17 protein-coding genes are annotated in these 26,216 nt (G+C 69.9%); 12 read left to right on the top strand and 5 right to left on the bottom strand.

Going from position 1 to position 26,216, the window contains the following annotated elements; all coding sequences use genetic code 11:
• The first annotated feature begins 210 nt into the window (after window positions 1–210).
• From fadD32 to EGT67_RS24320, 3 genes are read left to right on the top strand one after another with little or no spacing between them, the layout of a single operon-like run.
• Window positions 211–2,106: a long-chain-fatty-acid--AMP ligase FadD32 gene (fadD32, locus tag EGT67_RS24330; RefSeq protein ID WP_127918688.1), complete on the top strand. Its 1,896-nt coding sequence runs from the start codon at window positions 211–213 to the stop codon at window positions 2,104–2,106.
• A gap of 46 nt (window positions 2,107–2,152) precedes the next feature.
• The gene (gene pks13, locus EGT67_RS24325; RefSeq protein ID WP_127918738.1) at window positions 2,153–7,060 is read left to right on the top strand and encodes a polyketide synthase Pks13; all 4,908 of its coding nucleotides are present in this window, start codon (window positions 2,153–2,155) and stop codon (window positions 7,058–7,060) included.
• Complete coding sequence (locus EGT67_RS24320; RefSeq protein WP_127918687.1) at window positions 7,061–8,605, top strand: acyl-CoA carboxylase subunit beta; 1,545 nt, start codon at window positions 7,061–7,063, stop codon at window positions 8,603–8,605. It begins immediately after the preceding gene.
• Between the two features lie 56 nt (window positions 8,606–8,661).
• Here the strand turns inward: EGT67_RS24320 and EGT67_RS24315 are convergent, their stop codons facing one another.
• The 4 genes from EGT67_RS24315 to EGT67_RS24300 all read right to left on the bottom strand — a co-directional run bounded on the left by EGT67_RS24315 (window position 8,662) and on the right by EGT67_RS24300 (window position 18,354).
• A complete protein-coding gene (locus tag EGT67_RS24315) occupies window positions 8,662–9,639 on the bottom strand; it encodes a hypothetical protein (RefSeq protein ID WP_421958165.1) in 978 nt (325 codons plus the stop codon).
• A 172-nt stretch (window positions 9,640–9,811) separates the two neighbouring features.
• A complete protein-coding gene (locus EGT67_RS24310) occupies window positions 9,812–13,135 on the bottom strand; it encodes an arabinosyltransferase domain-containing protein (protein WP_127918685.1) in 3,324 nt (1,107 codons plus the stop codon).
• A 73-nt stretch (window positions 13,136–13,208) separates the two neighbouring features.
• Window positions 13,209–16,526: an arabinosyltransferase domain-containing protein gene (locus EGT67_RS24305; protein ID WP_127918684.1), complete on the bottom strand. Its 3,318-nt coding sequence runs from the start codon at window positions 16,524–16,526 to the stop codon at window positions 13,209–13,211.
• Between the two features lie 22 nt (window positions 16,527–16,548).
• Complete coding sequence (locus EGT67_RS24300) at window positions 16,549–18,354, bottom strand: glycosyl transferase (protein ID WP_127918683.1); 1,806 nt, start codon at window positions 18,352–18,354, stop codon at window positions 16,549–16,551.
• Window positions 18,355–18,609: 255 nt separating this feature from the next.
• Here EGT67_RS24300 and EGT67_RS24295 point away from each other — a divergent pair, with 255 nt between their 5' ends.
• The 3 genes from EGT67_RS24295 to EGT67_RS24285 all read left to right on the top strand — a co-directional run bounded on the left by EGT67_RS24295 (window position 18,610) and on the right by EGT67_RS24285 (window position 19,818).
• Window positions 18,610–19,062 (top strand): SRPBCC domain-containing protein, encoded by a 453-nt coding sequence (locus tag EGT67_RS24295; RefSeq protein ID WP_127918682.1) that lies wholly within the window; start codon window positions 18,610–18,612, stop codon window positions 19,060–19,062.
• Window positions 19,049–19,390: an ArsR/SmtB family transcription factor gene (locus EGT67_RS24290; RefSeq protein WP_127918681.1), complete on the top strand. Its 342-nt coding sequence runs from the start codon at window positions 19,049–19,051 to the stop codon at window positions 19,388–19,390. The genes EGT67_RS24295 and EGT67_RS24290 overlap by 14 nt, the downstream gene beginning before the upstream one ends.
• Before the next feature lie 71 nt (window positions 19,391–19,461).
• Complete coding sequence (locus tag EGT67_RS24285) at window positions 19,462–19,818, top strand: hypothetical protein (protein ID WP_241566226.1); 357 nt, start codon at window positions 19,462–19,464, stop codon at window positions 19,816–19,818.
• A gap of 27 nt (window positions 19,819–19,845) precedes the next feature.
• On the opposite strand, the gene EGT67_RS24280 is transcribed toward EGT67_RS24285, so the two are convergent.
• Entirely contained in the window at window positions 19,846–20,127 is a 282-nt protein-coding gene (locus EGT67_RS24280; protein ID WP_127918679.1) for a helix-turn-helix domain-containing protein, read from the bottom strand.
• 47 nt (window positions 20,128–20,174) lie between these two features.
• Here EGT67_RS24280 and map point away from each other — a divergent pair, with 47 nt between their 5' ends.
• The 6 genes from map (at window position 20,175) to EGT67_RS24255 (ending at window position 25,985) form a co-directional block, all read left to right on the top strand.
• Complete coding sequence (gene map, locus EGT67_RS24275) at window positions 20,175–20,942, top strand: type I methionyl aminopeptidase (RefSeq protein ID WP_127918678.1); 768 nt, start codon at window positions 20,175–20,177, stop codon at window positions 20,940–20,942.
• A gap of 262 nt (window positions 20,943–21,204) precedes the next feature.
• Window positions 21,205–21,381, top strand: a complete 177-nt coding sequence (locus tag EGT67_RS25185; protein WP_164877648.1) for a hypothetical protein — start codon at window positions 21,205–21,207, stop codon at window positions 21,379–21,381.
• A 9-nt stretch (window positions 21,382–21,390) separates the two neighbouring features.
• A complete protein-coding gene (locus EGT67_RS24270) occupies window positions 21,391–22,464 on the top strand; it encodes a hypothetical protein (RefSeq protein WP_127918677.1) in 1,074 nt (357 codons plus the stop codon).
• Window positions 22,465–22,486: 22 nt separating this feature from the next.
• Window positions 22,487–25,294 (top strand): FAD-binding and (Fe-S)-binding domain-containing protein, encoded by a 2,808-nt coding sequence (locus EGT67_RS24265; protein ID WP_127918676.1) that lies wholly within the window; start codon window positions 22,487–22,489, stop codon window positions 25,292–25,294.
• Window positions 25,295–25,308: 14 nt separating this feature from the next.
• Entirely contained in the window at window positions 25,309–25,491 is a 183-nt protein-coding gene (locus EGT67_RS24260; protein ID WP_127918675.1) for a hypothetical protein, read from the top strand.
• Between the two features lie 5 nt (window positions 25,492–25,496).
• Window positions 25,497–25,985, top strand: a complete 489-nt coding sequence (locus tag EGT67_RS24255; protein WP_127918674.1) for a hypothetical protein — start codon at window positions 25,497–25,499, stop codon at window positions 25,983–25,985.
• The last annotated feature ends 231 nt before the right edge of the window (window positions 25,986–26,216 follow it).

Genomic DNA, 26,216 nt, shown 5'->3' with positions numbered 1-26,216 from the left:
GTTTCGAGCCGATGGACTGACTCGTAGGTGTGTCGTCTGCGTCCAGATGGTTGCAAGTCGCTACAACTAGGGAATGTAGCGACGACCAGTGAGAACCAGCAGGCAGAACCGACGAAGTAGTGACAATGCAAATGAATCCGCGCGGCGAAGGAAGTCTGGGGCGCAACCATGTCCGTTGATGGTTGTGTGATCGCTTCGACAGGAGAAGGAATGAACGCAATGTTCGACGACTACCTCGACGAACAGGGCCAGATTCGGCTCACGCCGGGTCACACGTTGGTCGACTATGTCGACGACCACACGCGCAACAACGCAGGCGAGTTGGTGTACCGCTACGTCGACTACTCGCGTGAGCGGGACGGTGAGGCGCACGAGCTGACGTGGGGTCAGTTCGGTCTGCGCCTCCGTGCCGTCGCGGCGCGCCTGCAGCAGGTGACCCAGCCCGGCGACCGCGTCGCGATCCTCGCGCCGCAGGGCCTGGACTACGTCACGTCCTTCTTCGCGGCCATCCACGCCGGACGCATCGCCGTCCCGCTGTTCGATCCGGACGAGCCCGGTCACACCGACCGCCTGCACGCGGTGCTCGGCGACTGCGAGCCGGCCGCGATCCTGACCGCGACGTCGTCCGCCGCCGGTGTTCGGCAGTTCTTCCGTTCGCTGCCCGCCGCGAAGCGCCCCCGGATCATCGCCGTGGACGCCATCCCGGACAGCGTCGGTGAGAGCTGGGTCCGTCCCGAGGTCGGTCTCGACGACATCGCGTACCTGCAGTACACGTCCGGCTCCACCCGCACCCCCGCGGGCGTCGAGATCACGCACCGCGGTGTCGCCACCAACGTGCTGCAGATGGTCGACTCCATCGGCCTGAGCGAGCACTCGCGCGGTGTCACCTGGCTGCCGCTGTACCACGACATGGGCCTGCTGACGGTGATCCTGCCCGCGCTGGGCGGCCAGTACATCACGATCATGAGCCCCCGTGCGTTCGTCCAGCGCCCGTACCGCTGGATCAAGGAACTCGCCGCGGTCGCCGACGGCGCCGGCACCTACGCGGCGGCGCCGAACTTCGCGTTCGAGCACGCCGCCGTCCGGGGTCTGCCGAAGGAGGGCGAGCACCTCGATCTGAGCAACGTCATCGGCCTGATCAACGGCAGTGAGCCGGTGACCGTGTCGTCGATGCGCAAGTTCAACGAGGCGTTCGCGCCTTACGGGCTGCCCAAGACCGCGATCAAGCCGTCGTACGGCATGGCCGAGGCCACGCTGTTCGTGTCGACGACGCATCCGGCCGAGGAAGCCAAGGTCATCTACGTCGATCGCGACGAGCTGAACGCCGGCCGCATGGTCCAGGTCGACCAGGACGCGCCCGGTGCGGTCGCGCAGGTCGCCTGCGGCGAGGTCTCGCGCAGCCAGTGGGCCACGATCGTCGACCCCGACACCGCGTCGGAGCGCCCCGAGGGGTACGTCGGCGAGATCTGGCTGCACGGCGACAACATCGGTCAGGGCTACTGGGGTCGTGAGCAGGAGACCGCGGAGACCTTCCACAACAAGCTTCTCGAGCGGCTGCCGGAGAACTCGCACGCCGACGGCGCTCCCGACGACGCCAACTGGCTGCGCACCGGCGACTACGGCGTCTACGTCGAGGGCGAGCTGTACATCACCGGCCGCGTCAAGGACCTGGTGATCGTCGACGGTCGCAACCACTACCCGCAGGACCTCGAGTACTCGGCGCAGGAGGCCAGCCCGGCGCTGCGCCCCGGCTTCGTCGCCGCGTTCGCGGTGCCGGCCAATCAGCTGCCGCCGCAGGTGTTCGAGAACTCGCACTCGGGACTGGTCTTCGACCAGGACGACGCCTCCGAGCAGTTGGTGGTCGTCGCGGAGCGTGCTCCGGGCGCCGGCAAGGCCGATCCGCAGCCCATCGCGGACACCGTCCGTGGCGCGATCTCGTCGCGTCACGGAGTCACCGCACGGGACGTGCTGTTGGTCCCGGCGGGCTCGATTCCGCGTACGTCCAGCGGAAAGCTGGCGCGCCGAGCCTGCAAGGCGGCGTACGTCGAGGGGACCCTGCGTGGCGGTCACGTCCAGATGGCATTCCCCGACAGCGTTTCCGACTAGTCCTTAACCTGACCGATTGCTTGGTGATTTGATGGCTGAACACGAGATGACGGTCGCGCAGCTGCGCGAATGGCTGCGCAACTGGATCGCGGAGGCCACCGGGCAACCGGCCTCGGCGATCTCCGACGACCGGCCGATGGAGGAGTTCGGGCTTTCCTCCCGCGACGCCGTCGCGCTGTCCGGTGAGATCGAGGATCTCGTGGGCGTCACGCTCTCGGCCACCATCGTGTACCAGAATCCGACCATCGCCTCGTTGGCCACTCGCATCATCGAGGGCGAGCCGGACGCGCCGGACGACGGCGTGGACGGCGCGTACTACCGCGGCGGCGTCCCGGCCGGGCAGTCCCACGACATCGCGATCGTGGGTCTGGCCACCCGCTTCCCGGGCGCCGGGCACACGCCGCAGGAGCTGTGGAAGCTGCTGATCGAGGGCCGCGACGCGGTCACCGATCTGCCCGAGGACCGCTGGGCCGAGTTCACCGCCGATCCGTACGTGGCGGCGGCCGTCGAGAAGGCCGCCACCAAGGGCGGCTACCTGGACGACGTGCAGGGCTTCGATGCGGAGTTCTTCGCGATGTCGCCGCTCGAGGTCCAGAACGTGGATCCGCAGCAGCGGCTCGCGCTCGAGCTCACGTGGGAGGCGCTCGAGCACGCGCACATCCCGGCGAACGAGCTCAAGGGCCGCGAGGTCGGCGTGTTCCTCGGCTCGTCGGCCAACGACTACCAGCTGATCGCGGTGAGCGATCCGGCGTCGGCGCACCCGTACGCGCTGACCGGCACGTCGACGGCGATCGTCGCGAACCGTGTCTCGTACTTCTACGACTTCCGCGGGCCGTCGATCGCCCTCGACACGGCATGCTCGTCGTCGCTGGTCGCGGTGCACCAGGCGGTGCGCAGCCTGCGTGCGGGTGAGTCGGAGATCGCGCTCGCCGGTGGCGTGAACATGCTGCTCGCCCCGCCCGCGACGCTCGGCTTCGACGAGGGCGGCATCCTCACCGAGGACGGCAAGATCAAGGCCTTCTCGTCCGACGCGAACGGCATCGTCCGCGCCGAGGGCGGCGGCGTCGTCGTCCTCAAGCGGCTCGAGGACGCCGAGCGGGACGGCGACACGATCCTCGCGGTCATCGCCGGTACCGCCGTCAACCAGGACGGCCGCTCCAACGGTCTGCTCGCGCCGAACCCGGACGCGCAGGCCGACTGCCTCCGCCACGCCTACCGCGACGCGGGCATCGTCCCGTCCGGCGTCGACTACATCGAGGCGCACGGCACCGGCACGATCCTCGGCGATCCGATCGAGGCGGACGCCCTCGGCCGCGTCGTCGGCCGCGGCCGCGACGCCGACAAGCCGGCGCTGCTGGGCTCGGCCAAGACCAACTTCGGTCACCTCGAGGCCGCCGCGGGCGCGGCCGGCCTGATCAAGGTCGTGCTCGCGATGCAGGAGGACGTCATCCCGGCGTCGCTCAACTACGCGGGCCCCAACCCGTACATCCAGTTCGACAAGGCGCACCTGCAGGTCATCCCGGAGGCGACGGCGTGGCCGCGCTACACAGGCAATGCCGTCGCGGGCGTGTCCGGATTCGGCTTCGGCGGCACCAACGCGCACGTCGTGGTCCGTGAGTACACGGGTCCCGCGAAGGGCGACGACGCCGCCACGGAGCAGGTCGACCTCGACAACGAGAACACCACGATCGAGGCCGAGGCGGAGCGGATGCTCGCCGAGGCCGCCGAGTCGGTCGGGCTCGACGAGGCGTCGGACGCCGTCGAGGTCGCGGAGACCGCGGTCCTGCTGGCGGTGTCGGCGTCGATGCCGTCGCGCCGTCGCCGCGCCGCCGAGGACCTGGCCAACTGGCTCGAGACCGAGGAGGGCAGCCGCACGCCGCTCGCCGACGTCGCGCGCACCCTCGCCAAGCGCAACCATGGCCGTACCCGTGCCGTGGTCATCGCGAAGAACCACGCCGAGGCCGTCACCGGCCTGCGCGCCGTGGCCGCCGGCAAGCCCGCCCCGGGTGTGCTGACCGCCGACGCGCCCGCCGCGAAGGGTCCGGTGTGGGTGTTCTCGGGCTACGGCTCGCAGCACCGCAAGATGGCCAAGCAGCTGTACATCGAGAACTCGGTGTTCCGCGCGGCCGTCGACGAGGTCGACGCGCTGATCGAGGACGAGGCCGGCTACTCCATGAAGGAGAAGTTCCTCGACGACTCGCTCGACTACGACGTCGAGACGTCGCAGGTCGGCATCTTCACGATCCAGGTCGCGCTCGCGAAGACGCTGCGCCACCACGGCGCCGACGCGTCCGCGCTGGTCGGTCACTCGATGGGTGAGGCGGCTGCCGCGTACGTCTCGGGTGGCCTGTCGCTCGAGGACGCCGTCCGCGTCATCTGCTCGCGTTCGCGCCTGATGGGCGAGGCCGAGGGCCTGCTCGAGGGCGACGACATCCGCCTGATGGCGCTCGTCGAGTACACCGCCGCCGAGATCGAGAGCGTCCTGCCGGACTTCCCGAACCTCGAGGTGTGCGTCTACGCGGCCCCCACCCACACCGTCATCGGTGGTCCCGAGCCCGAGGTGAACGCGATCGTCGCGCGCGCCGAGGCCGAGGAGAAGCTGGCCCGCGTCCTGCAGACCAAGGGCGCCAGCCACACGTCGCAGGTGGATCCGCTGCTCGGCGAGCTGGCGGCCGAGCTGGCCGGCATCGAGCCGCACAAGCTGAAGATCGGCCAGTACTCGTCGGTGGACCAGGACGCGTTCTACCCCGCGGGGCACGCGCCGATCCACCCGGTCGAGTACTGGACCAAGGGCCTGCGGCACAGCGTGTACTTCACCAACGCCGTCAAGGCCGCCGTCGACGCCGGACACACCACGTTCGTCGAGCTCGCGCCCAACCCGGTGACGCTGATGTCCGTCGCGGCCACCGCGTGGGCCGCCGGTGTCGCCGACACGCAGCTGATCCAGACGCTCAAGCGCAAGGAGGACGAGCCGCTCGGCGTGCTCACCGCCCTCGCGCAGCTGTACGTCCACGGGCACGCCGTCGACCTGTCGTCGCTGCTGCCGGCCGGCGCCTACGCCGACCTGCCGCGCACCGCGTTCCTGCGCAAGCGGCACTGGATCGACGCGCGGGTGTCGTCGTCGGGCAACACCCGCGTCCCCGGCGCGCACGTCGCGCTGCCGGACGGCCGCCACGCGTGGGAGGTGCAGGCGTCCGCCGTCACCGACCTGAACGCGCTTGTGACCGCGGCCGCGTCGCAGCTGTTCGCGGACGTCGCGCTCACCGGCGCCGTCGCGCACGGTGACGTGCCGGCGACCGGAACCCTGACCACGACGCTGGTGCCGCACCTCGGTGGCGCGTCCGTGCAGGTCCACGGGAAGACCGGTGCCTCGTTCACGCTGCTGCTCGACGCCGTCGTGTCGTCGGGGGAGGCTCTGCCCGAGCCGGTGGTCGCGGCCGTCGCCGCGAAGCCGACCGTGTCGGACACGGTGTCGGACGAGCCCGCAGAGAGCTTCGGTGACCGCTGGGATCCGGAGAGCTCGCAGACCCTCGAGGACCGCCTGAGGATCATCGTCGCGGAGTCGATGGGATACGCGCCGGAGGACGTGCCGGGCGAGATTCCGCTGATCGATCTGGGCCTGGACTCGCTGATGGCGGTCCGGATCAAGAACCGCGTCGAGTACGAGTTCGACATCCCGCAGCTGCAGCTGGCGGCGGTGAAGGACGCGAGCCTGCACGACGTCGCGAAGTACCTGCGCTACGCGGTGGAGAACCGCGAGGAAGTCGCGGCCATGGCCGCGCAGCAGCAGGCGGAGAAGGAAGCCGGGGAGACGGTCGAGGCTGTCGCTGCTCCGGTCGTCGAGTCGGCGGACGAGGCCCCGGCCGAGTCCGGCGAGGTCGACGTGCCGCCGCGTGATGCGGCCGAGCGCCTTACGTTCGCGTCGTGGGCCGTGGTGACGGGCAAGTCGGCGCCGGGCATCTTCGGGACGCTGCCGATCCTCGACGACGAGTCCGCGGAGAAGTTGGCGGCACGCCTGTCGGAGCGGTCGGGCGGCGAGATCAGCGTCGACGACGTGCTCGACGCGGAGACGATCGAGCAGCTGGCGGAGACGGTGCGTCAGCATCTCGAGGACGGGCTGAAGATCGACGGTCTGGTCCGGACGCTGCGTCCGCGGGCCGAGGGTTCGGATGCGGTGCCGGTGTTCGTGTTCCATCCGGCGGGTGGTTCGACGGTGGCGTACGAGCCGCTGCTCAAGCGTCTGCCGGCGCACACGCCGATGTTCGGTCTCGAGCGGGTCGAGGGCCCGATCGACGAGCGTGCCGCGGCGTACGTGCCGCTGCTGCGTGAGATCCAGGGCGATGGCCCGTACGTGCTGGCCGGCTGGTCGCTCGGCGGCGTGCTCGCCTACGCGGTGGCCCGTCTGTTGCGCGAGCAGGGCGCCGACGTCCGCATCGTCGGCCTGATCGACACGGTCATGGCCGGCGAGAAGATCGAGGACACCCCGGACGAGATCCGGGCCCGCTGGCAGCGCTACGCGAAGTTCGCGAAGAAGACGTACGGTGTGGACGCGCCCCTGCCGTTCGACAAGCTCGCGGAGGCGGGCAGCGACGAGGAGCAGATCACGATCCTGATGGATCTGCTCAAGCTCAGCGGCGCGAAGATCCCCGGCGGCATCATCGAGCATCAGCGCACGTCGTGGCTCGACAACCGGGCGATCCAGACGGCGGACCCGCAGCAATACGACGGCGATGTCGTGCTGTACATGGCGGACAGCTACCACGAGGACGCGATCAACCTCGAGCCCTCGTTCGGTACCCGTCAGCCCGACGGCGGCTGGGGCGAGGTGGCGAAGAACCTGGAGGTCGTCTACATCGGTGGCGACCACATCCAGATCGTCGACGAGCCATACATCTCCAAGGTGGGCGCGGACCTGTCGAACAAGCTGGCCGAGATCGAGAAGCGGAGCAACTGAGTGAGCACTACCACCGCAGAAAAGCTTGCGGAACTGCACGAAAAGCTCGAGCTGTCGAAGGCCCCGGGTAATCCGAAGGCGATCCAGAGGCGCAAGGACAAGGGCCTGCCGACGCCGCGCGAGCGCATCGACATGCTGCTCGATCCGGGCACGTTCGTCGAGATGGGTCAGCTGGCCCGCCAGCCCGGCGACCCGTCCAACCCGTACGGTGACGGCGTCGTCACCGGACACGGACTGGTCGACGGCCGTCCGGTCGCGGTGTTCGCGCACGACCAGACCGTCTTCGGCGGTGCTGCCGGCGAGATCTTCGGCCGCAAGGTCGCGGCAATCGGGGACTTCGCCATCAAGATCGGTTGCCCGGTCGTCGGCATCAACGAGTCCGCGGGCGCCCGCATCCAGGACGCGGTGACGTCGCTCGCGTGGTACGCCGAGATGGGCCGCCGCCAGGAGCCGCTGTCGGGCATGTGCCCGCAGATCTCGATCATCCTCGGCAAGTGCGCCGGCGGTGCGGTCTACGCCCCGATCAACACCGACATCGTGATCGCGACCGAAGAGTCGTACATGTTCGTCACCGGCCCGGACGTCATCAAGTCCGTGACCGGCGAGGACGTCAGCCTCGACGAGCTGGGCGGCGCCCGCAACCAGGCGCGGTACGGCAACGTGCACCACGTCGCGGCCGACGAGAAGGCGGCGTTCGAGTACGCGCGCCAGTACCTGAGCTACATGCCGTCGAGCTGCACCGAGCAGCCGCCGATCATCAACCCGGGTCTCGAGCCGGAGATCACCGAGGACGATCTGTCGCTCGACTCGTTCATGCCCGACGCAGACAACGCCGGCTACGACATGCACGACATCCTCCTCAAGATCTTCGACGACGGCGAGTTCCTCGAGGTCCGCGCCGAGGCCGCGCAGAACGTCATCACCGGGTACGCCCGCGTCGACGGTCGTCCTGTCGGTGTGGTCGCGAACCAGCCGATGCACCTGTCGGGTGCGCTGGACGCCGACGCGTCGGACAAGGCCGCGCACTTCGTGCGGGTCTGCAACGCGTACGACATCCCGCTGGTGTTCGTCGTCGACACCCCCGGCTTCCTCGTGGGCGTGGATCAGGAGAAGGTCGGCGTCATCAAGCGCGGTGGCCGCTTCCTGTTCGCGTATGTCGAGGCGACCGTGCCGAAGGTGACCGTCGTGGTGCGCAAGTCGTACGGCGGCGGCTACGCGGTGATGGGCTCCAAGCAGCTCGGCGCCGACGTCAACTTCGCGTGGCCCACTGCCCGCATCGCGGTGATGGGTGCCGAGGGCGCCGTCAACATCATCGGCCGCAAGCAGCTCGAGGCCGCCGGCGAGAACGCCCCCGCGGTGCGCGCGCAGCTCATCAACTTCTACAACGAGCATGTCGCGACGCCGTACATCGCGGCCGAGCGCGGCTACGTCGACGCCGTCATCGAGCCGTCGACCACCCGCCTCGAGATCCGCAAGGCGCTCACGATGCTCCGCGACAAGACGGTGTTCAAGAACCCGCGCAAGCACCATCTGCTCCCGTTCTGACCCTGCTCCGAAGCTGAAGGGACCGTTCATGCGCTGTCAGCGCGTGAAGGGTCCCTTCAGCCGTTCGAGGAGGTCGACTGTGGAGCCATCCGCAGCGGCGGACGGGGTCGGGCGCGTGCCAGTTCGTAGTGGGCGCGCAGGTCGGCCAGCGCCCGATCCGGTGCGTCCCGGAGCTGACGTGGAATGACGGCGAGCACGATGATCCCGGCGCTCTGCATGCGGGCCCGTCGGGCGAGCGTTTCCGCGTACTCGTCCGGTGACAGGTGCCACTCCAGTGAGTCGATCTCCCAGGCGAGTGCCACCTCGTCGATCCACCCGTCCGGTTGGGCGATGAATTCCCCTGTAGCGCTTTCAATCCGGCGATTGAAGTTCATGGCCGGCAGTCCGCTGCGGAGCCACAATGCCCGGGCGTCGGCTTCCGCGACGGAATGGACGTCGGCGCTGACCTCTCGCAGGATCTTTCGGGGTAGGGCGGATCCACGGTTGCTGCCGGTCTCGAGTTCGCGTGCCAACACAGCGGGGGTGACGTCGCCGCGCTGGACTGCCTCCGCGAGCAGTGCCCGCGCCGAGCGCGTGGTGGTGCAGCGCCGTGCCGCATCGAGCAGAGCCCGTGGTAGTGGGCTACAGGCCAGCCCGCTGCTGGTCACCGGCGCCGGAAGTCGGGTCGTCCGTTCCACGACGAGATAGCTGGTCGACTGCATCCGCCTCGCATGCGCGATCAGGACGTGCACGTCCGAGAACGATTCGGACGATCGGTATCCGTGCTCGGCCAGGGCGGCACGACCGGTGAGCATCGAACCGGATCCGCAGTAGAGCAGAGCTGCGGTCCGCCGTTCGCGCTGGCTCGGCACACCGTTGTGCATGAGGACGAGGCCGGGCAGAATCCGTTGCCACGGTCCCTCCGGTCGGCAGCGGAAGCTGATGGCCGAGCCCGACATTCCCGCCGAGAGCAGGTCGCGCGCCCGCACGATCCCGTTGATCGCGAAGCGGCGGAGTTCGTCCACGGCGTTCGAATTCCAGTTTCGTACTCCCACGCCCACAGCATGGCGCCCAGGCTCGACCTCCAGGACCGCCGAACACCGTCCAAGTCTCGACCTGTGGATAGCCGCAGTCCCTGTGGAGAAACGCTCCTCCGGAGAAGCTGAAGGGTCCCTTCACGCGCTGTCAGCGCATGAAGGGACCCTTCAGCTTTCGACCAAGGGCCAGCTACGGCTCGTACACCCGCATCGTCCCCGGCGACCAGAAGCCGGAGCGGTTGATCTGCTCGGTGGCGACGTCGGCGGGCTGGGCGTCGGGGTAGTACCGGTTGTACCGCTCGAGGGAGCCCCAGTCGCGTGCCCAGTCGTTCTTCAGGTACGTCGGGACGGTGGTGGCGCCGGCGAGCATTTCGGTCCAGCCGAGGGGGCCGCCGTTCTCGAGCGACTGCCAGGTGTCGGTGGAGCTGACGGCGAGGGGTCGGTCGGGCAGGATCCGGTAGTTCGGCATCTCGGCGATTCCGTTGAGGTGATCGAAGGGACGCTGGCACGGGAACTGCAGGCCGACGGCCCAGTCGAGCAGGACGGGCTGCTCGCTGCCGACGACACTGCTGAGCGATTCGAGCTTGGGCACGCGCGGCGGCGTGAAGGCGAACCACTGGTCGCCGGTGAGGTTGGGGTCGGCGGCGTTGATCCGCACGACGTCGGTGTCGGCGGGCAGTTCGTCGAGCGGGATCCGCAGGTTCCGCCACGACGGCGCGGGGCCGATGTCGCGGGGCACGTAGGTGCCCTGGATGTCGACGCTGCCGTCGGGCTGGAGCTTGCCGTACTCGAGGTTCAGTGGTTGGCCGTAGTTGGTCTGTCCGCTGATCTGGTCGACGGACCAGATGCGGCCGGCGGCGGAGATCACGACGAGCGGGGCGTCGTCGCTGCGTTCGGGCAGTTGGTACCAGCTGGAGACGACGGACGCCTGCTGCTGGACGCCGTCCTGGTAGCTGCCGAGCACCGGGGTGCGGGCGGGGTCGAGGCCGAACGGCAGTTTGACGGTGCTGCCGTTGACGCCGATTGCGCCGACGCCGCCGGTGGTGCCGGACCCGCTGCCGGTCTCGAACGTCGGCCCGATGCTCTGGCTGTCGGTGTTGCCCATGCCGGCCTTGACCTCGACGTAGTCGGCGGTGAGGTCGCCGGGCACGCCGTTCGGGGTGAAGCCGACGGGTTTGCTGCCGGCGAGGGGATCGTTCGGGTCGGCGAGCGGGTTCTTCGGATCGAGGACCGGGCTGAGTGCGCCGGCGTTGGGATCCTGTTCGACGAGGACGTCCTCGGCGAGACCGCACGTCTTGCCGGTGAGCGCCTCGATGTTGGAGCGTGCCAGCGAGTATGCGGGGTACTGCGACACCGCGCCCTTGAGTAGTGACAGCACCTCGAACAGCACCATGAGGCCGGCGACGAGGGTCAGCGGCGCGGCCGCGAACTTGCGGATCCGTCGGCCCTTGGCACTGCCGGCCTGCTCGGGCGGGGGAGCGTAGCCCTCACGGAGGTACTGCCACGCCACGAGGGCGAGCGACAGCCCGAACAGCGCCAGGAACAGGGTGCTCGATTGGCGGCCGCCGAGGGAGACGGTCTTGTCGAACCACGGCACGCCGTAGCTGGACACGTACCAGTAGCCGTTGATGCCGGAGAAGGTCAGCGCGAGCACCAACAGCAGCCCGGCCAGGAACATCGTGCGGTTGCGGCGGGAGCGCAGCGCGCTGGCGGACACGACGACGGCGGCCAGTGCGGCCAACGATCCGGCGATGCCCGCGTACGCCCCGAAGTGGTGGGTCCACTTCGTGGGGTTGAACATCATGAGGAAGACCGTTCCGAACACGATGCCCATCAGTCGCCACGACGGCCCGGCTGCGACGCCGGGGATCCGCTTGCGGCGCAGGAACACGAACAGCACCGTGAACAGGCACAGCAGCATGATCAGGAACGCGAACCGGCGGGCCAGGGAGCCGTCGGTGGTCGGCAGGAGCAGCCAGTAGTAGCGCTGGAAGTCCTGGTACCACTCGACGTTCGGGCCGATGATCGTGCGGACGCGGGTGGCCTCCATGACGGCAGCGAACGTCTGGTCGGCGAACACGACGACGAGGACCAAAGTTCCGGCCGCGGTGAGCGGCAGCAGCTGCGACAGCGTGCCGATCTGGTGGCGGCGTCGGACGATCAGGCGGGTGAGCGGGCGCAGGCCGGCGAGCAGCGCGGCGATGCACATGAGGCCGGTCGGCGCGGCGGCGAGCGTGAACGCGCCGACGAGGGCGGCGATCGCGGCGGGCAGCAGGCGGCCGGTGGCGATGGCCCGTTCGATGGAGCACCACGTCAGCAGCGCGCCGACGGCGACGATCGGTTCGGGGCGCAGGCCGTTGTTGTAGGGCAGCCAGAACGCGAGGAACACCAGGCCGCCGGTCCACAGCGCGACCGAGTTGGTGCGCACCGCGCGACCGAGGCGCGGGATCACCTCGCGGCTGATCACCATCCAGCACAGGATCGCGGCGATCAGCGCGGGTAGGCGCATCCACGGGCTGGCGGTGGAGACCTTCGCCATCGCGGCGAGGACGTCGTAGTACCAGCCGAACGGGGCCTCGGGGACGCCGAACCAGCGGAAGTAGTTGGCCATGTAGCCCGAGTGCTCGGACGCGCGCGCCATGGTGAGCAGGTAGCCGTCGTCGGCGGTGTTGGCGCCGAAGAAGTGCCAGCCGACGAGGGTGCCGACGACGACGGCGTCGACGCCGGTGATCTTCCACCAGCGGGCGGGCAGGAAACGGCGGGAGCGGCGACCGTCGACACCGTCGAGGCGGTGCAGGGCCACCAGCGACACGATCGTCGCCAGCACGGCGCCGAGCATCGCGACCAGCTTGATCACCGTCGGGCTAGACGAGAACCGCGAGTCGACGTCCATGGTGAAGCTGAGGCCGGGGACGGACTTGCCGTCGAGGTCGGTGAAGATGCCGACGACCTGGGGGCGGTAGTCGTGGAGTAGTTCGCCGGTGACGGGCTTGCCGTCGTCGTCGGTGAGGCCGACGAACTCCGCGGTGGTTCCGGTGACGTCGGAGGCGATCCGGATCTCCGTGCACTGTCCGGACTCGACGTCGGCGCGCGGAGCCGACGCGACGATGACGTTGCGGTCGAGGACGTCGACGGTCTCGGAGGAGACGCGCACGAACATCGCATTGACCGCGGCCTTCTCACCCTGCGCGGGCGCGGTGGACAGCAGCATGCCGCCCTCGGCGGGCAGTTCGGCGACGGCCCGGCACGGGATGGTCGCCGACAGCGACACCGGTACCTGCGAGACCAGCGGGGCCTCGACGTTGGCGGCGACACCGTTCTCGGGCCACGACACGGTGGCCGCGGTCTGCTCGACCGGCAGGAACGGCGTCGCCAACGCCAACAGCACACCGATCAGTCCGGTCACGACGGCGATCAGCCGCGCCTTGCGGAAGTCACCGTCGCGGGCTGTCGAAGCCGGGGGCGGAGCGCTGGCTTCGGGACCGGGCGCGGGGGCTGTTACAACGTCTGGCACGGTTGTCGATCGTAGGCGAGATGCTTCCGTTATCTAAACGAGGCCGACGGCTCTCAGCTGGTTCACAGGCTGGTCAGGCGGGCGGCGTCTCCCGGATCGGTCCGGGCGACCACAGACCCGATCTGGTGGTCTGCTCGACATCGACCGCCGCCGGCTGCGCCGATTCGTCGATCGGCGTGAACCGCTCCAGCGAACCCCAGTCCCGGCGCCAGTCGTCGGCGAGGTAGGTCGGGATGGTCTGGGCGTTCAGCAGCAGCGGGGTCCAGCCGAGCGGTCCGCCGCCGATCGCGTCCTGCCACGCGTTGGTGGCCTGGGCGCCGACGCGGTCGGGCAGGACCCGGTATTCGGGCACCTCGGCGACGCCGTCGTGGTGGTCGAACGGCCGCTGGCACGGGAACGCCAGGCCCACCGACCAGTCCAGCAGCACCGGGGCGCTGCTCCCGACGACGGTCTGCAGCGTCTGCATGTGCGGCACCCGCGGCGGGGTGACGGCGAGCCACTGATCGGGCGCGAGCCCGGTGTCGGACGCCACCACCCGGACGGCGTTCGCGTCGTCGGGCAGCTGATCGAGCGGCACGCGCAGGTTCCGCCAGGACGGCGCCGGCCCGATGTCGATCGGCGCGACCCGGCCGCGCACGTCGACGCCGCCGTCGGCGGTGCGGGTGCCGTACTCGACCTCGAGTAGTCCTCCCTCGGTGACGAGCCCGTCGGCGTCGACGGAGTGGATGCGTCCGGCGGCGGCGATCGTCAGGATCGGGGCGTCGTCGCTGCGTTCGGGCAGCCCGTACCAGCCGGTGACGAGGTCGGCGGACTGCTGGGCGCCGCTCTGGTGGCTGCCGAGCACCGGTGTGGTCGCCGGGTCGAGCCCGAACGGCAGGCTGACGGTGCTGCCGTTGACGCCGGCGGTGGTCTCGGTGCCGCCGCTCGTGCCGGCACCGGTGCCGGTCGGTTCCGTCTGCGAGTTCGAGTCGGTGCCCCGGTCGACGCTGTTGGCGCCGCCGGTCGCGACGTTCTCCTTGTCGGCGGTGAGGTCGCCGGCCACGCCGTTCGCCGTGAAACCGGTGGCCGTGGTCGCGCCGAAGGCGCCGGCCCCGGCCCGGTCGGCGGGCGGGTTCAGCAGCGTCAGCATCGACGCGTTGGGGTCGTTCTCGACGAGGACGAAGTCGGCGAGCGCGCAGGTGCTGCCAGTCATCGAGCGCAGGTTCGACTTCGCGATCGAGTACGCCGGGTACTGCGCGACGGCGCCCTTGAGCAGTGAGAGCATCTCGAACAGCACGACGGCGGCGGCCGCGAGTGTCAGCGGTGCGGGCGACCAGCGTCGGATGCGGGCGAGGCGACCGCCGTTGCCGTTGCCGGCGCCGCGGTCCTTCTCGTACGGCTCGCGGAGGTGGTACCAGGCGGCCAGCAGCAGTGCGAGCACCGTCAGGGCGAGGAGCGCGGTGGAGAAGCCCTTGCCCGCGATGGACGGCGGCTTGTCCCACCACGGGACGCCGTAGCTCGAGACGTACCACCAGCCGTTGGATCCGGTGAACGACAGCGCCAGGATGAACAGCACCCCGGCCGCGAAGAGGGTCCGGTTGCGCTTGGAGCGCAGGCTGGCGCCGGCGACCGCGACGGCGGCGAGCGCGGCCACCGAGCCGGCGAGGCCCGCGTACACGCCGAAGTGGTGGGTCCACTTGGTCGGCGTGAAGCTCATAAGCAGCAGCGACGCGAAGATGATGCCGAGGATGCGGCGGGACGGCCCGACGGAGGTGCCGGGGATGCGGCCACCGCGGCGCAGCATCATCATCACGCACACGACCAGGCACAGCAGCATGACGAAGACGCCGAAGCGGCGGGCCAGCGAGCCGTCGGGGGAGATGTTGAGCAGCGCGTCCCAGCGCACGCGCTCGTCGAACCACGGGACGTTGGGGCCGACGGCGGTGCGGACCCGGGTGGCCTCGAGCACCGAGGCGAGGGTCTGGTCGGCGAACACGGCGACGAGCACCACGGTGCCGGAGGCGAGGATCGGCGCGATCTGCCCGGCGACGCCTACCTTCCGGCTGCGGCGCACGACGGTCTGCACGATCGATCGGGCACCGGCGATGAGCGCCGCGATGGCGATCATGCCGGACGGGCCGGCGGCCAGGGAGAACGCGGCGATCAGCACGGCGATCGCGGCCGGCAGCACGCGCCCGGTGGCGATGGCCCGTTCGATCGAGCACCACGTCAGCAGCGCGCCCAGGGCGATGATCGGTTCGGGGCGCAGTCCGTTGTTGAACGGCAGCCAGAACGCGAGGAACACCAGTCCGGCGGTCCACATGGCGACGCTGCTGCGGCGCACCACCGCGCCCAGCCGGGGGATCACCTCGCGGCTGATGATCATCCAGCAGAGGACGCCGGCGATCAGGGCGGGCAGGCGCATCCACATGCTCGCGGTGCTCACCTTGGCGAACAGCACCAGCACGTCGTAGTACCAGCCGAACGGGGCCTCGGGGACGCCGAACCAGCGGAAGTAGTTGGCCATGTAGCCGGCGTTCTCGGAGACGCGGGCCATGTTGAGCAGGTAGCCGTCGTCGGAGGTGTTGGCGCCGATGACGTGCCACACCAGCAGGCCACCGATGACGACGGCGTCGATGCCGGTGAACCTCCACCAGCGGGACGGCAGGAAGCGGCGGGCCCGGCGGCCGTCGACGCTGTCGAGGCGGTGCAGCGCGACCAGCGAGACGATCGTGGCCAGGACCGCGACGATCATCGCGACCAGCTTGATCAGGGTGGGGGTCGACGAGAACCGGGAGTCGAGGTCGGCGCGCACGTCCAGGCCCGGCGGCGGGGTGCCCTGCAGGTCGGAGAAGATGCCGACCATCTGCGGCCGGAAGTCGCCGCTGACGGTGGTGGCCTGCTGGTCGGGCAGTCCGGCGACGGCGGCGGTGGTGCCCTGCGCGTCGGAGGTCACGACGATCTCGGAGCAGCCCTGCAGGTCGCTCAGCGGCAGCGACAGCAGCGCGGTGTCGCGCAGGATCGCGCGCAGGCGCGCGGGCTCGGTGTCGGATGCGGGGTCGACCTTGATCACCAGGCCGTCGGCCTCGGCGCGTCCGGCCTGCGGGGGAGCGGTCGCGACGAGCGCGCCGCCCTTGTCGCCGAGCTGCGCGACGGCGGTGCACGGGACCGTCACGTGCAGCTGCTGCGGGGTGTACGACACGAGCGGCGCCTCGACGCTGGTGAGGCTGCCGTTCTGGGGCCAGCTCACCGACGCCGCGTCCTGCTTCACCGGCAGGAACGGTGTCGCGATCGCGAGGATCACACCGAGCAGGCCGCTGACGGTGGCGACGAGACGGGCGATCCGCACGTCCTTCGCGGAGGCGCGTTCGGCGGCCGGGGCTGGGGCAGTCAGGACGTCGGGCACGTTCATCGACTCTAGGTGAGTGGCCCGATCAGGTCAGATCCCGCACGTCCCACACCCAGACGCCGTCGACGCGTCGGCCGGGGACACCGAGGAGTTGGTCGATGGTGGCGCGGAGGACCTGGTCGTTCTTTCCGGGCGGCAGCACGACGACGTCGGCGTTCCAGAACCTGAGGTCCTCGAGCGCGGTCGCGCGGGTGGCCTCGTCGATCGTCGGGGCCTCGCCGGTGTTTTGCGTCTTGCCGAGAAGCATCGCGGTCGGGCGGTCGTCGGGCCCGTACTTGCCCTTGTCCTCGGGTCCGGCGGGGCCGACGAAGTAGCCGCCGGCGATGGGATAGCCGAACTTCTGCCCGACCTGCCACTGCAGCGCCTTGGCGTCCTCGGGGCGCGGCAGCGGGACGGTGACGACGGATCCGTCGGACACGTACGAGCGCCAGGTTCCGTCGGCGAAGAAGGCGGGCACCGGGGCGCGGTGCGCGACGGGTGCGGGTGCGGGGGCCAGCGGCAGCAGCGAGACGGCGAGCCAGCCCAGCCACAGCAGCGTCGTCGACCGCTGCCCGACGCGTCCGGCCGCGATCGCCCGGTCGGTGCCGAGCGCCAGCAGGATCGCGATGGCCGGGATGCAGCCCATCGCGAAGCGGGACTCGAGCACGGATTCGAGCAGCGGCAGTTTCGCGAACCACGACCACGGCAGCGTGATCCCGGTGTCGTGGTGCGCGACGGTCAACTCGAGGCCCATGGACAGCACGGCCATGACGGTGACGGTGACGGCCGCGGCGCGGGCGATCCGGACACGCCACAGCCACCCCGCGGTCATCGCGACGAGCAGCAGCAGCGGCCAGCCGAAGAAGGCGTTCTCCTCGGTGGCGTTCATCGACAGCCCGACGGCCGATCCCGGATCGCCCGCGAGCGACTGGGACGGGAAGCGGGTGAACGCGTTCGCGTCGTTGCCGACCGGGCCGTGCTCGATCGAGTGGTAGCTCTGCGGTCCGAGGAACTGCCACCACAGCGGGACGGCCACGATCGCCAGCGCCACGACACCGGCCACGCAGAGTCCCTTGAATCCGCGTCGGGCGGCGGCGATCGCCTCGCCGGGCCGCGATGCGCCGTAGGCGATTCCGAAGATGACGAACGCGATCGAGTAGATCAGCAGCGGCTCTTCGCCGAGGAAGATCTGGTACGCGACGGCCAGTCCGAGCATCACGCCGTTGCGGACGGGACGTTCGCCGCTGCCGAGGCGGATCACCAGCAGGGCGATGAACGGCAGCAGGAACAGCGCCACGAAGTTGGGGTGGCCGTTGGTGTGCGAGATCATCGCCGGCGCGAAGCCGCAGAACAATCCGCCCACGGCGGCCGCGAACTTCGACGCGACGACGTGCCGGGACAGTACCCAGTACCACGCGGTGGCGGTGCCGGACAGGCCGAGTGTGAGCGCCAGCGTGAAAGTGACGGTGGGACCGAACAGCAGCGTGATCGGTGCGAGCGGGATGCTCACGCCGAACATCGCCGTGTTGGCCATCAGGTTCACGCCGAGCGGGTAGTTCTGCAGCGTGCTCGACAGCGGATTCTCGAGGTTCGCGAGCGAGTGCGCGGTGACCGCGAAGAACCACTCCCACATCGTCTGGTCCTGGCCGCTGGTGACGAGATAGCCGTCGCCGAGGTGCTTCCACTGGCGGCCCAGCACGAACACCGCGAGCGCCACGAACGAGGCGGTGGCGAGGACGTCGGCCGGTGTGATCCGCAGTCGTCGCGCCCGGGTGGGCGCGGCGGTGGTGGTGGGTGTCGTGGTGGTTGCGGCCGCGGTGTCTCCGTCGACCAGGTGCAGGGTCTCGCTCACGCGTCCCCCTTCCGTCGCTGGACGGTGGGGCGTGGCGCCGCGCAGCCGTCGGTTGGCCGGAGGCGACACTACCGCAGGTAGCTGGGTTCTACCTGTGAGAAGTTGCCGTGCCGGAACCGGGAGCGGACATAGCGGACACGGTGATCGGGCGATCCGGGCCACCACCGACAAAGTGCAACTTGGGGGTTGCATCGACCGCCGCATCCTGCAATCCTGGGGTTGCAGATAATTCTCGACGTACGGAGGGACGAACCGATGGATGTCTTGGATCGAATCGAGCGGGAGATCGTGATCGACGCCCCGGCCGCGCGAGTGTGGAAGCTCGTGAGCGAGCCCGGCTGGTACATCAACGACGAGCAGATCGTGCCGCACCGCATCGAGCGGCGCGGCGACCTGGACGTCGTCCACGACGCGAACCACGGCGCGTTCGCGTTCGCGACCGTGGAACTGGACGAACCCCGCTACGCGGCCTTCCGGTGGTTCACCGACGTCGACGCGCCGGACGGGGCGTCGACCCTGGTGGAGTTCCGGATCGAGGAGACCTCACCCACGAGTGTCGTATTGCGGGTCACCGAAAGCGGATTCGCGTCGCTGCCCGAGAGCGCGGCGGAGCGGCGCAGCCGGTACGACGACCACGTCGGGGGCTGGCGGATCGAGATGGCTCTCGCGAAGAGTCACGTGGAGGAGGCGGTCGATGCGGTCGGGTGAATCCCTCGCTCCGCCCGTGGTGTTCGCGGCCCTGGCCGACGACACCCGCTGGAGCATCCTGCTCCGGCTCGGGCGGTCCCCGGCGTCGGCGTCGGCGCTCGCGCGGGAGCTTCCCGTGTCGCGCCAGGCGATCGCGAAGCATCTGGCGGTGCTGCAGGAGGTCGGGTTGGTCGAGTCCGAGCGCGACGGTCGCGAGGTGCGGTTCGTCGCGGTCGGGGCTCGATTGAACGAGGCCGCCACCGCGCTCGAGCGGATCGCTGCCGGCTGGGACCGCCGCCTGGAGCGGATCAGGATGCGCGCCGAGGCGCCGGACCGGACTGAGACATGAGCGGTGGATTTCCTGTTCTGCGGCTGTACCGGAGACGGTCCGGGACGGAGGCCTCGCACGTCCTCTGCTGCGTGCGACACCCCGACTACCGGGGGTGGTCGACGGACGACGAGGGAGCGGCCGCGCGGTTGCTGGAGCACGCGGTCGAATCCCTGCTGGCCGGGTCGGGAGTCGATCCGTCGACGCTGACGCTGATCGGTGAGCAGCAGGGGTATCCGGTCGGCGATCGGCTGTTCGAGACGCCGGCCCCGGAGCGCGCGATGGTCTCGTACGCGTTCCTGCGCTCCGGTGGACCCTGGATCGTGCTCGGCCTCGACGTGGAAGCGGACGATTTCTGGGGTGAGGTGAGCGAGGACGAGGACCTGCGCGCGCTGGACCCGGTCCCGCCGCTGTCGACGGTGCCCGCCGTGGTGCTCGCCGAACTCTAAGGCGGTGGCGGGTCGCAAGCGATCCGGTCAGGACGCGCGCCGAGGCTCCTGGTCCGGATCGACCAGTGCGGTGTCCAGTGTCGCCGCGATGCGGTCGAGGGAGATGTCGAGGACGCGCGCGACGGCGGCGATCGTGAAGAACGCCGGCGTCGCGATGCGCCCGGTCTCGATCTTGCGGAGCGTCTCCACGGAGATCCCCGCGTCGTGCGCGACCTGCACCATGCTCGTCTCGCCCCGCGCGGATCGCAGCAGCTCACCGAGCCGCTGCCCACGTTCGAGTTCCTCCGCCGTCAACGGCACGCGCACCATGATGCCTATAGTAATACCGGTATAGTTATTCGAACCGGAGGTGTGCAGTGGTCGAACTCAAGACCGAATCGGAGATCCAGGGCATGCGGGCGGCGGGCCGCGTCGTCGCCGACGCCCTCGCGGCCGCGCGTGACCACGCGCAGGTGGGGGTGAGCCTTCGCGAGCTCGACGCCGTTGCCGCCCGCGTCATATCCGACGCCGGCGCGGAGCCGCTGTTCCTGAACTACCGGCCGGACTGGGCCCCGACCCCGTTTCCGGGTGTCGTCTGCGTATCCGTGAACGACGCTGTCGTACATGGCATTCCGTCGGACTATCGACTGCGTGACGGCGACCTGGTGAGCATCGACGGCGGCGCGAAGCTGGACGGTTGGTGCGGCGACTCGGCGATCAGCTTCGTCGTCGGCGCCGCGGATCCCGTCGACGAGGCCCTCGTTGCCGCCGCGGACGAGGCCCTTCGCCTTGGGATCGCCGCGGCCCGGCCGGGAAACCGGCTGGGCGACATCGGTGCCGCGATCGGTGCCTACGTCCGTGGTCTCGGTTACGGTCTGCTGGCCGATCACGGTGGTCACGGCATCGGCCGCGTGATGCACGAGGCTCCGGACGTGCCCAACGAGGCCCGCGCCGGTCGGGGGATGCGACTGCGCCCCGGTCTCGTCCTGGCGATCGAACCGATGCTCATCGCCGACGGTTCCGACGAGTACCGCCACGACGCGGACGGCTGGACCCTGCGGACCGTGTCGGGTGCCCGCGCGGCGCACAGCGAGCACACCGTTGCGATCACCGACGACGGCGCGGTGGTGCTGACGATGCGGTAGTGCTGGCGCACGGCGTGTTTCACGCGTACGGTGGCCGTCGTGAACACTTCGACACGTCGAAAGAATGTCCAGGCCGGCCTCTGAGCCGCAGCGGCGGATGCTCTCCGTCGCCGACATCGAAAGATCCGTCCGAATCCGTTTCGCGTCGCAACTCGCAACCTGCCGCGAGGTTCTCGAACATCGGTCCCGTCGTGGGCATCTGCATTGTGGTCGGTACCCCGGCCGCACCGAGGTCGACGGTCACGCGATCAGCCTGCCCGAGGTGAAGGTGTGGGCCGGTGCGAGCTACCAGGAGGTCGACGACCTCGGCTCGTTCGCGGCCGGCGCCGATCCCGTCGTCGTCCGGATTCACGTGCAGGGGTATCCCGGTTCGTGCGCCACGCTCGGTGATGCGAAGGGGGAACGAATTCCCTTGAGCGTGAACGAGAGCGAGGGATGAGCCCGCGCAGTGCTGGGCACGGCGTGGGGCGACTGGGCCTACGAGCTCGTGGTTCGGGAATCTCCGCCGAGGACGAAGATCCCGCTGCAGTCGATCTACGCCGTCTTTCTCGACGGTGAGGGCGCGCCCGTGCTGGCGCCGGACAACATGCAGTGGGACAGGTTGTGGGCCGGTCGGATCGAACCTCGTAAACTCGAGCCCGATCCGTCCGACACCGAGCTGATCCGCCGGCTCGCGGAGTCGGGGCCGTTCGCCGACACGGAATCCATCCGAGATCCGCGCACCGAGGCCGACGGCGGGTGGCGCATCGAGGTCGGCGGCGATTCGCCCGATGGTCTCGGCGATGTCGCCCGCGAGACCTTCGCCCGTGCATGCCGTGCCTTTCGGATGCGCGGGGCGGTGACGAGCCGATTCCGGCCGGTGCGTCTGGATCTCGACGGCGATCGGGTCCGTGTCTACTTCCACTGGGCGGAGAACCCCAACGTCTTTGCGATGACGTTCCGGCTGCCCATGTCGGAGAGCGACTTTCGGGGACCACCTCTGCACAACCCCGCGGCGGTGGTGGGGACGATCCTGATGGATTGGATGGAGGAGCTGGACACGGGCCTGATCGTGCGCGGCACACGCCGGCGGGTCGACGGCGTACTGCACATCTCCGCACCGCAGCCGGGCCGGACGCCGAACCGCGACTACGCGATCGATGGAGTCCCGCTGCACGACAGGTCGGGTGTCTGGCTGGCCACCGAAGGTCTGGACATCCGCCGAGCGCGGGCCGCGAAGGACGACGGGGTGCTCGCCGCTTGGCTGCAGGCGTACGAGAACAACCGCGAGGGCCGACCGTACGTCGGGCACGCGGCCGCGAGATGGATCGGTACCGATGTCGCGCGGGTCGACGTCCTCGAGCTCGTGCAGGGCTGCCCGGACCGAGTGGCGGGAGAATTGATGTGGTCGATCACCCACACGCTCGCCGACCTCGGTGCTGTGCGCATCGAGACGCCGTTCGACCAGCGGCGGCTCGCGGAGCTCGGATTCGCGCCGGTCGGCGACGAAGGGTGGGTTCTGGACGTGCGCACCATGCCGTGACACCCGGCACTAGGCTGCTCATATGCCGGATTGGACGCCGATCTCCGACGCGCTGCGCCGCGCGGGGGTGCGGGACGTCCGCGACGACGGCACCACCCGGGCGATGTATTCGTCGGACGCGTCGCTGTACCGGGTGCCGCCCACGACGGTGGTGTTCCCGCGCGCGGTCGACGAGGTCGCGACGGTGCTCGACGTGTGCCGCGCCGAGGGGGTTCCGCTCACGGCGCGCGGCGCCGGGACATCGGTCGCGGGCAACGCGGTCGGCCCGGGGGTGGTTCTCGATTTCAGCCGTCACCTGGGCCGAGTGCTCGCGGTCGACCCCGACTCGGGAACCGCCGTCGTCGAACCCGGCGCGGTGCAGGCGGCACTGCAGGGTGCGGCGGCGCCGCACGGCCTGCGGTTCGGTCCCGACCCGTCGACGCACAACCGCTGCACCGTCGGCGGGATGATCGGCAACAATGCCTGCGGGGCAAGGACTCTCGGCTACGGGCGGACGTCGGACAACGTCGTGGGTCTCGAACTTCTGACCGGAACGGGGGAGGCGCTGTCGCTGCCTACTGCGGCCGACGCCCCGATCCTGGACCGGCTCCGCGACGTCACCCACGCCGGATTGGCCACGATCCGAACGGAGTTCGGCCGCTTCGGCCGGCAGGCGTCGGGGTACGCGCTCGAGCACCTGCTCCCGGAGAACGGCTTCGACGTCGTGAAGTTCCTCGTCGGCAGCGAGGGCACGCTCGGGATCGTCACGCAGGCCACCGTGAACCTGGTGCGGGATCCGGCGCACCGCGTGCTGGTCGCGCTGGGCTACGACGACATCGCGTCCGCCGGAGACGACGCCAAGGCGGTCCTCGGCTTCCGCCCCACCGCGTGCGAGGGCATCGATTCGCGCCTGGTCGACGTCGTCCGCGACCGTCGCGGGCCCCAGGCGGTGCCGCCGCTGCCGCGGGGTGCGGCGTGGCTGTTCGTGGAGATCGCGGGGGACGAGCGCGCCGAGGTGCTCGAGTGGGCACAGGCCCTGGCGCGGGGATGCGGGGCGATCGATGCCCTCGTCGTCGACGACCAGGCGCGGGCCGCGGCGCTGTGGCGGATCCGCGAGGATGGCGCCGGTCTCGCCGGCCGCAGTCCTGCCGGCAAGCCCGCCTACGCGGGTTGGGAGGACGCCGCGGTCCCGCCGGACCGGATGGGCCCCTACCTGCGCGACTTCGACGCCCTGCTCACCGACTTCGGCATCACCGGCCTGCCGTACGGCCACTTCGCGGACGGCTGCCTGCACATCCGCCTGGATCTGCCGATGGACCGGCCCGACGGCACCGCCGTCTTCCGACGCTTCCTCACCTCCGCCGCGGAACTCGTCGCGCGCTACGACGGGTCGCTGTCCGGCGAGCACGGCGACGGCCGCGCCCGCAGCGAACTGCTGCCGCTCATGTACTCGCCCGACGCGCTGCGCCTGTTCGGCGCCGTCAAGCACGTCTTCGACCCCGACGACGTCCTCAACCCCGGGGTCCTCGTCGACCCGCGGCCGGTGGACGCCGACCTGCGCGTCCCGCAGACGTCGCCGCTGCGCCGGGACCTCGCGCTCGGCTACCGCGACGACGACGGCGACTTCGCCCAGGCCGTGCACCGCTGCACGGGAGTTGGCAAGTGCCGTGCCGACACCACCGGTGCCGGCGGCGTCATGTGTCCCTCCTATATGGCGACGCGGGAGGAGAAGGACTCGACGCGTGGAAGGGCCCGTGTCCTGCAGGAGATGGTGAACGGCAGCCTCGTGAACCAGGGCTGGCGTTCGCCGGAGGTGCACGACGCCCTCGACCTGTGTCTGTCGTGCAAGGGCTGCGCGTCCGACTGTCCCACCGGTGTCGACATGGCCTCCTACAAGTCGGAGGTCCTGCACCAGAGTTACCGGAAGCGGCTGCGCCCGGTCTCGCACTATTCACTCGGGTGGCTGCCGCGCTGGGCGGCGCTCGCCGGACGGGCCCCGCGCCTGACCAACGCCGTGACGCGGATTCCGGGTGTCGCGCCGGCCGCGCTCACGCTCGGGGGCGCGGATCGACGACGCCACGTCCCGCAGTTCGCGCCGACCTCCTTCCGACGCTGGTTCGCGTCGACGGCCGCCCAGCGCCGCGCGACCGGCGACCCGGTCGTGCTGTTCGTCGACACCTTCACCGACCACTTCACGCCCGAGGTGGGCATCGCGACCGTCCGAGTGCTGGAGGACGCCGGATTCCGCCCGCGCCTCACCCCGAAGCGGCAGTGTTGCGGTCTGACGTGGATCAGCACGGGTCAGCTCGACGCCGCCCGCCGCATCCTCGGGCGCACCGTGACGGCACTCGCGGAAGAAGGAGTGCCGATCGTCGGGATGGAGCCGTCGTGCACGGCGGTGCTGCGCTCGGACGCTGTCGACCTGCTCGGCACTCCCGAGGCTCACGCCGTCGCCGGGTCCACCCGGACCCTCGCCGAACTGCTCGTCGACCGTGACGGCTGGGAGCCGCCGGACCTGTCGGGCATCACCGTCGTGGCGCAGCCGCACTGTCATCACCACGCGGTGATGGGTTGGGGAGCGGACGAGGCCCTGCTGCATCGGGCGGGTGCACAGGTTGAGCGGCTGGGCGGGTGCTGCGGGCTTGCGGGAAACTTCGGTGTGGAGAAGGGGCACTACGACGTGTCCGTCGCGATCGCCGAGCACCAACTTCTGCCGGCCGTCGCTCGGACGGGCCCTGATGCCGTCGTCCTGGCGGACGGTTACTCGTGTCGGACGCAGATCACCGACCTGACTCGAAGTGAGGGCGTTCACCTGGCCGAACTCCTGGCCGATCAGGGCAAACAGGGCTGAGGCACAATCCAGCCATGCTCTCCACACCGGTCCTCGTCACGATCATCTCCGTCTGCATCGGATTCGTACTGTTCGTTCTGGCAGCGAGTGGTGCGCGAGGGAAGTGGGACAAGCGCCTGGTGATCGGTCTGCTGGTCGCGGCAGTCCTGTGTCTGACGGCTGTGCCGCTGTCGGTCGCGCTGAGCGCGGCGGTGTGACGCCGATGAGCAGCAACTGGCCGGCCGAGTGGCCGACGATCCCGCGTGAGATCGCGGTCGTGACCGACGCCGCGATCGACGCGGCGCGCGCCGCCTCGGCTGAACCGTTCGCCGAGGCGATCGGGAAACTGACGGTCCTGCCGTTCGAACAGGTGACCCTGGTGCACGCAGGTGTCGTGCGGGCGCTGCTCGAGGACCTCCATCCCGACGGCTTCTCCGGCGAAGACATCCAGGGCGCGTTGACGAGGGTCGCCGGCGCGGCTCTCGTGTGGCTGCCCGGTCTCGACGTCTCCGCGCTCGCCGCCGTCCTCACCGGGGCACTGGGGCTGACGGAGATGAGTGACGACGCCCAGCGGATCGGCCAGGCCGACTACCTCCGGAGCGCAGTACTGGTGATGGCCGAACTCTTGTCCGCGGCGGACGCGGCACCGTACGGGTATCTGAAGGCCGCGATCGGGGAGATCGCACGTGCGGAGACCATCGAGATGCCCTAGAAGCCGCACTCCGGGGGGCGTCGGGGACCCGGATGCACCGAATCTGCGCCCGAATCAACCCCTTCAGGCGGTTTGACCAGGCGATTTGGCATTCTTCGAACGGTTCGCGTAACTTATTCCAGGTCAGAGCGACACGGACACCGACCCGGACGCGATCTTCACAGGTCAGCGAGGGAAAACGAGGTTGTACGGGGAGCGCCTGGTAATCCGAGTGTGAAACATCCTGTAGGG

Origin of the sequence: Prescottella agglutinans (assembly GCF_004011865.1) — a bacterium.
In the GTDB taxonomy this organism is placed as follows: domain Bacteria; phylum Actinomycetota; class Actinomycetes; order Mycobacteriales; family Mycobacteriaceae; genus Prescottella; species Prescottella agglutinans.
This window is presented reverse-complemented; position numbering and strand designations above follow the sequence as displayed.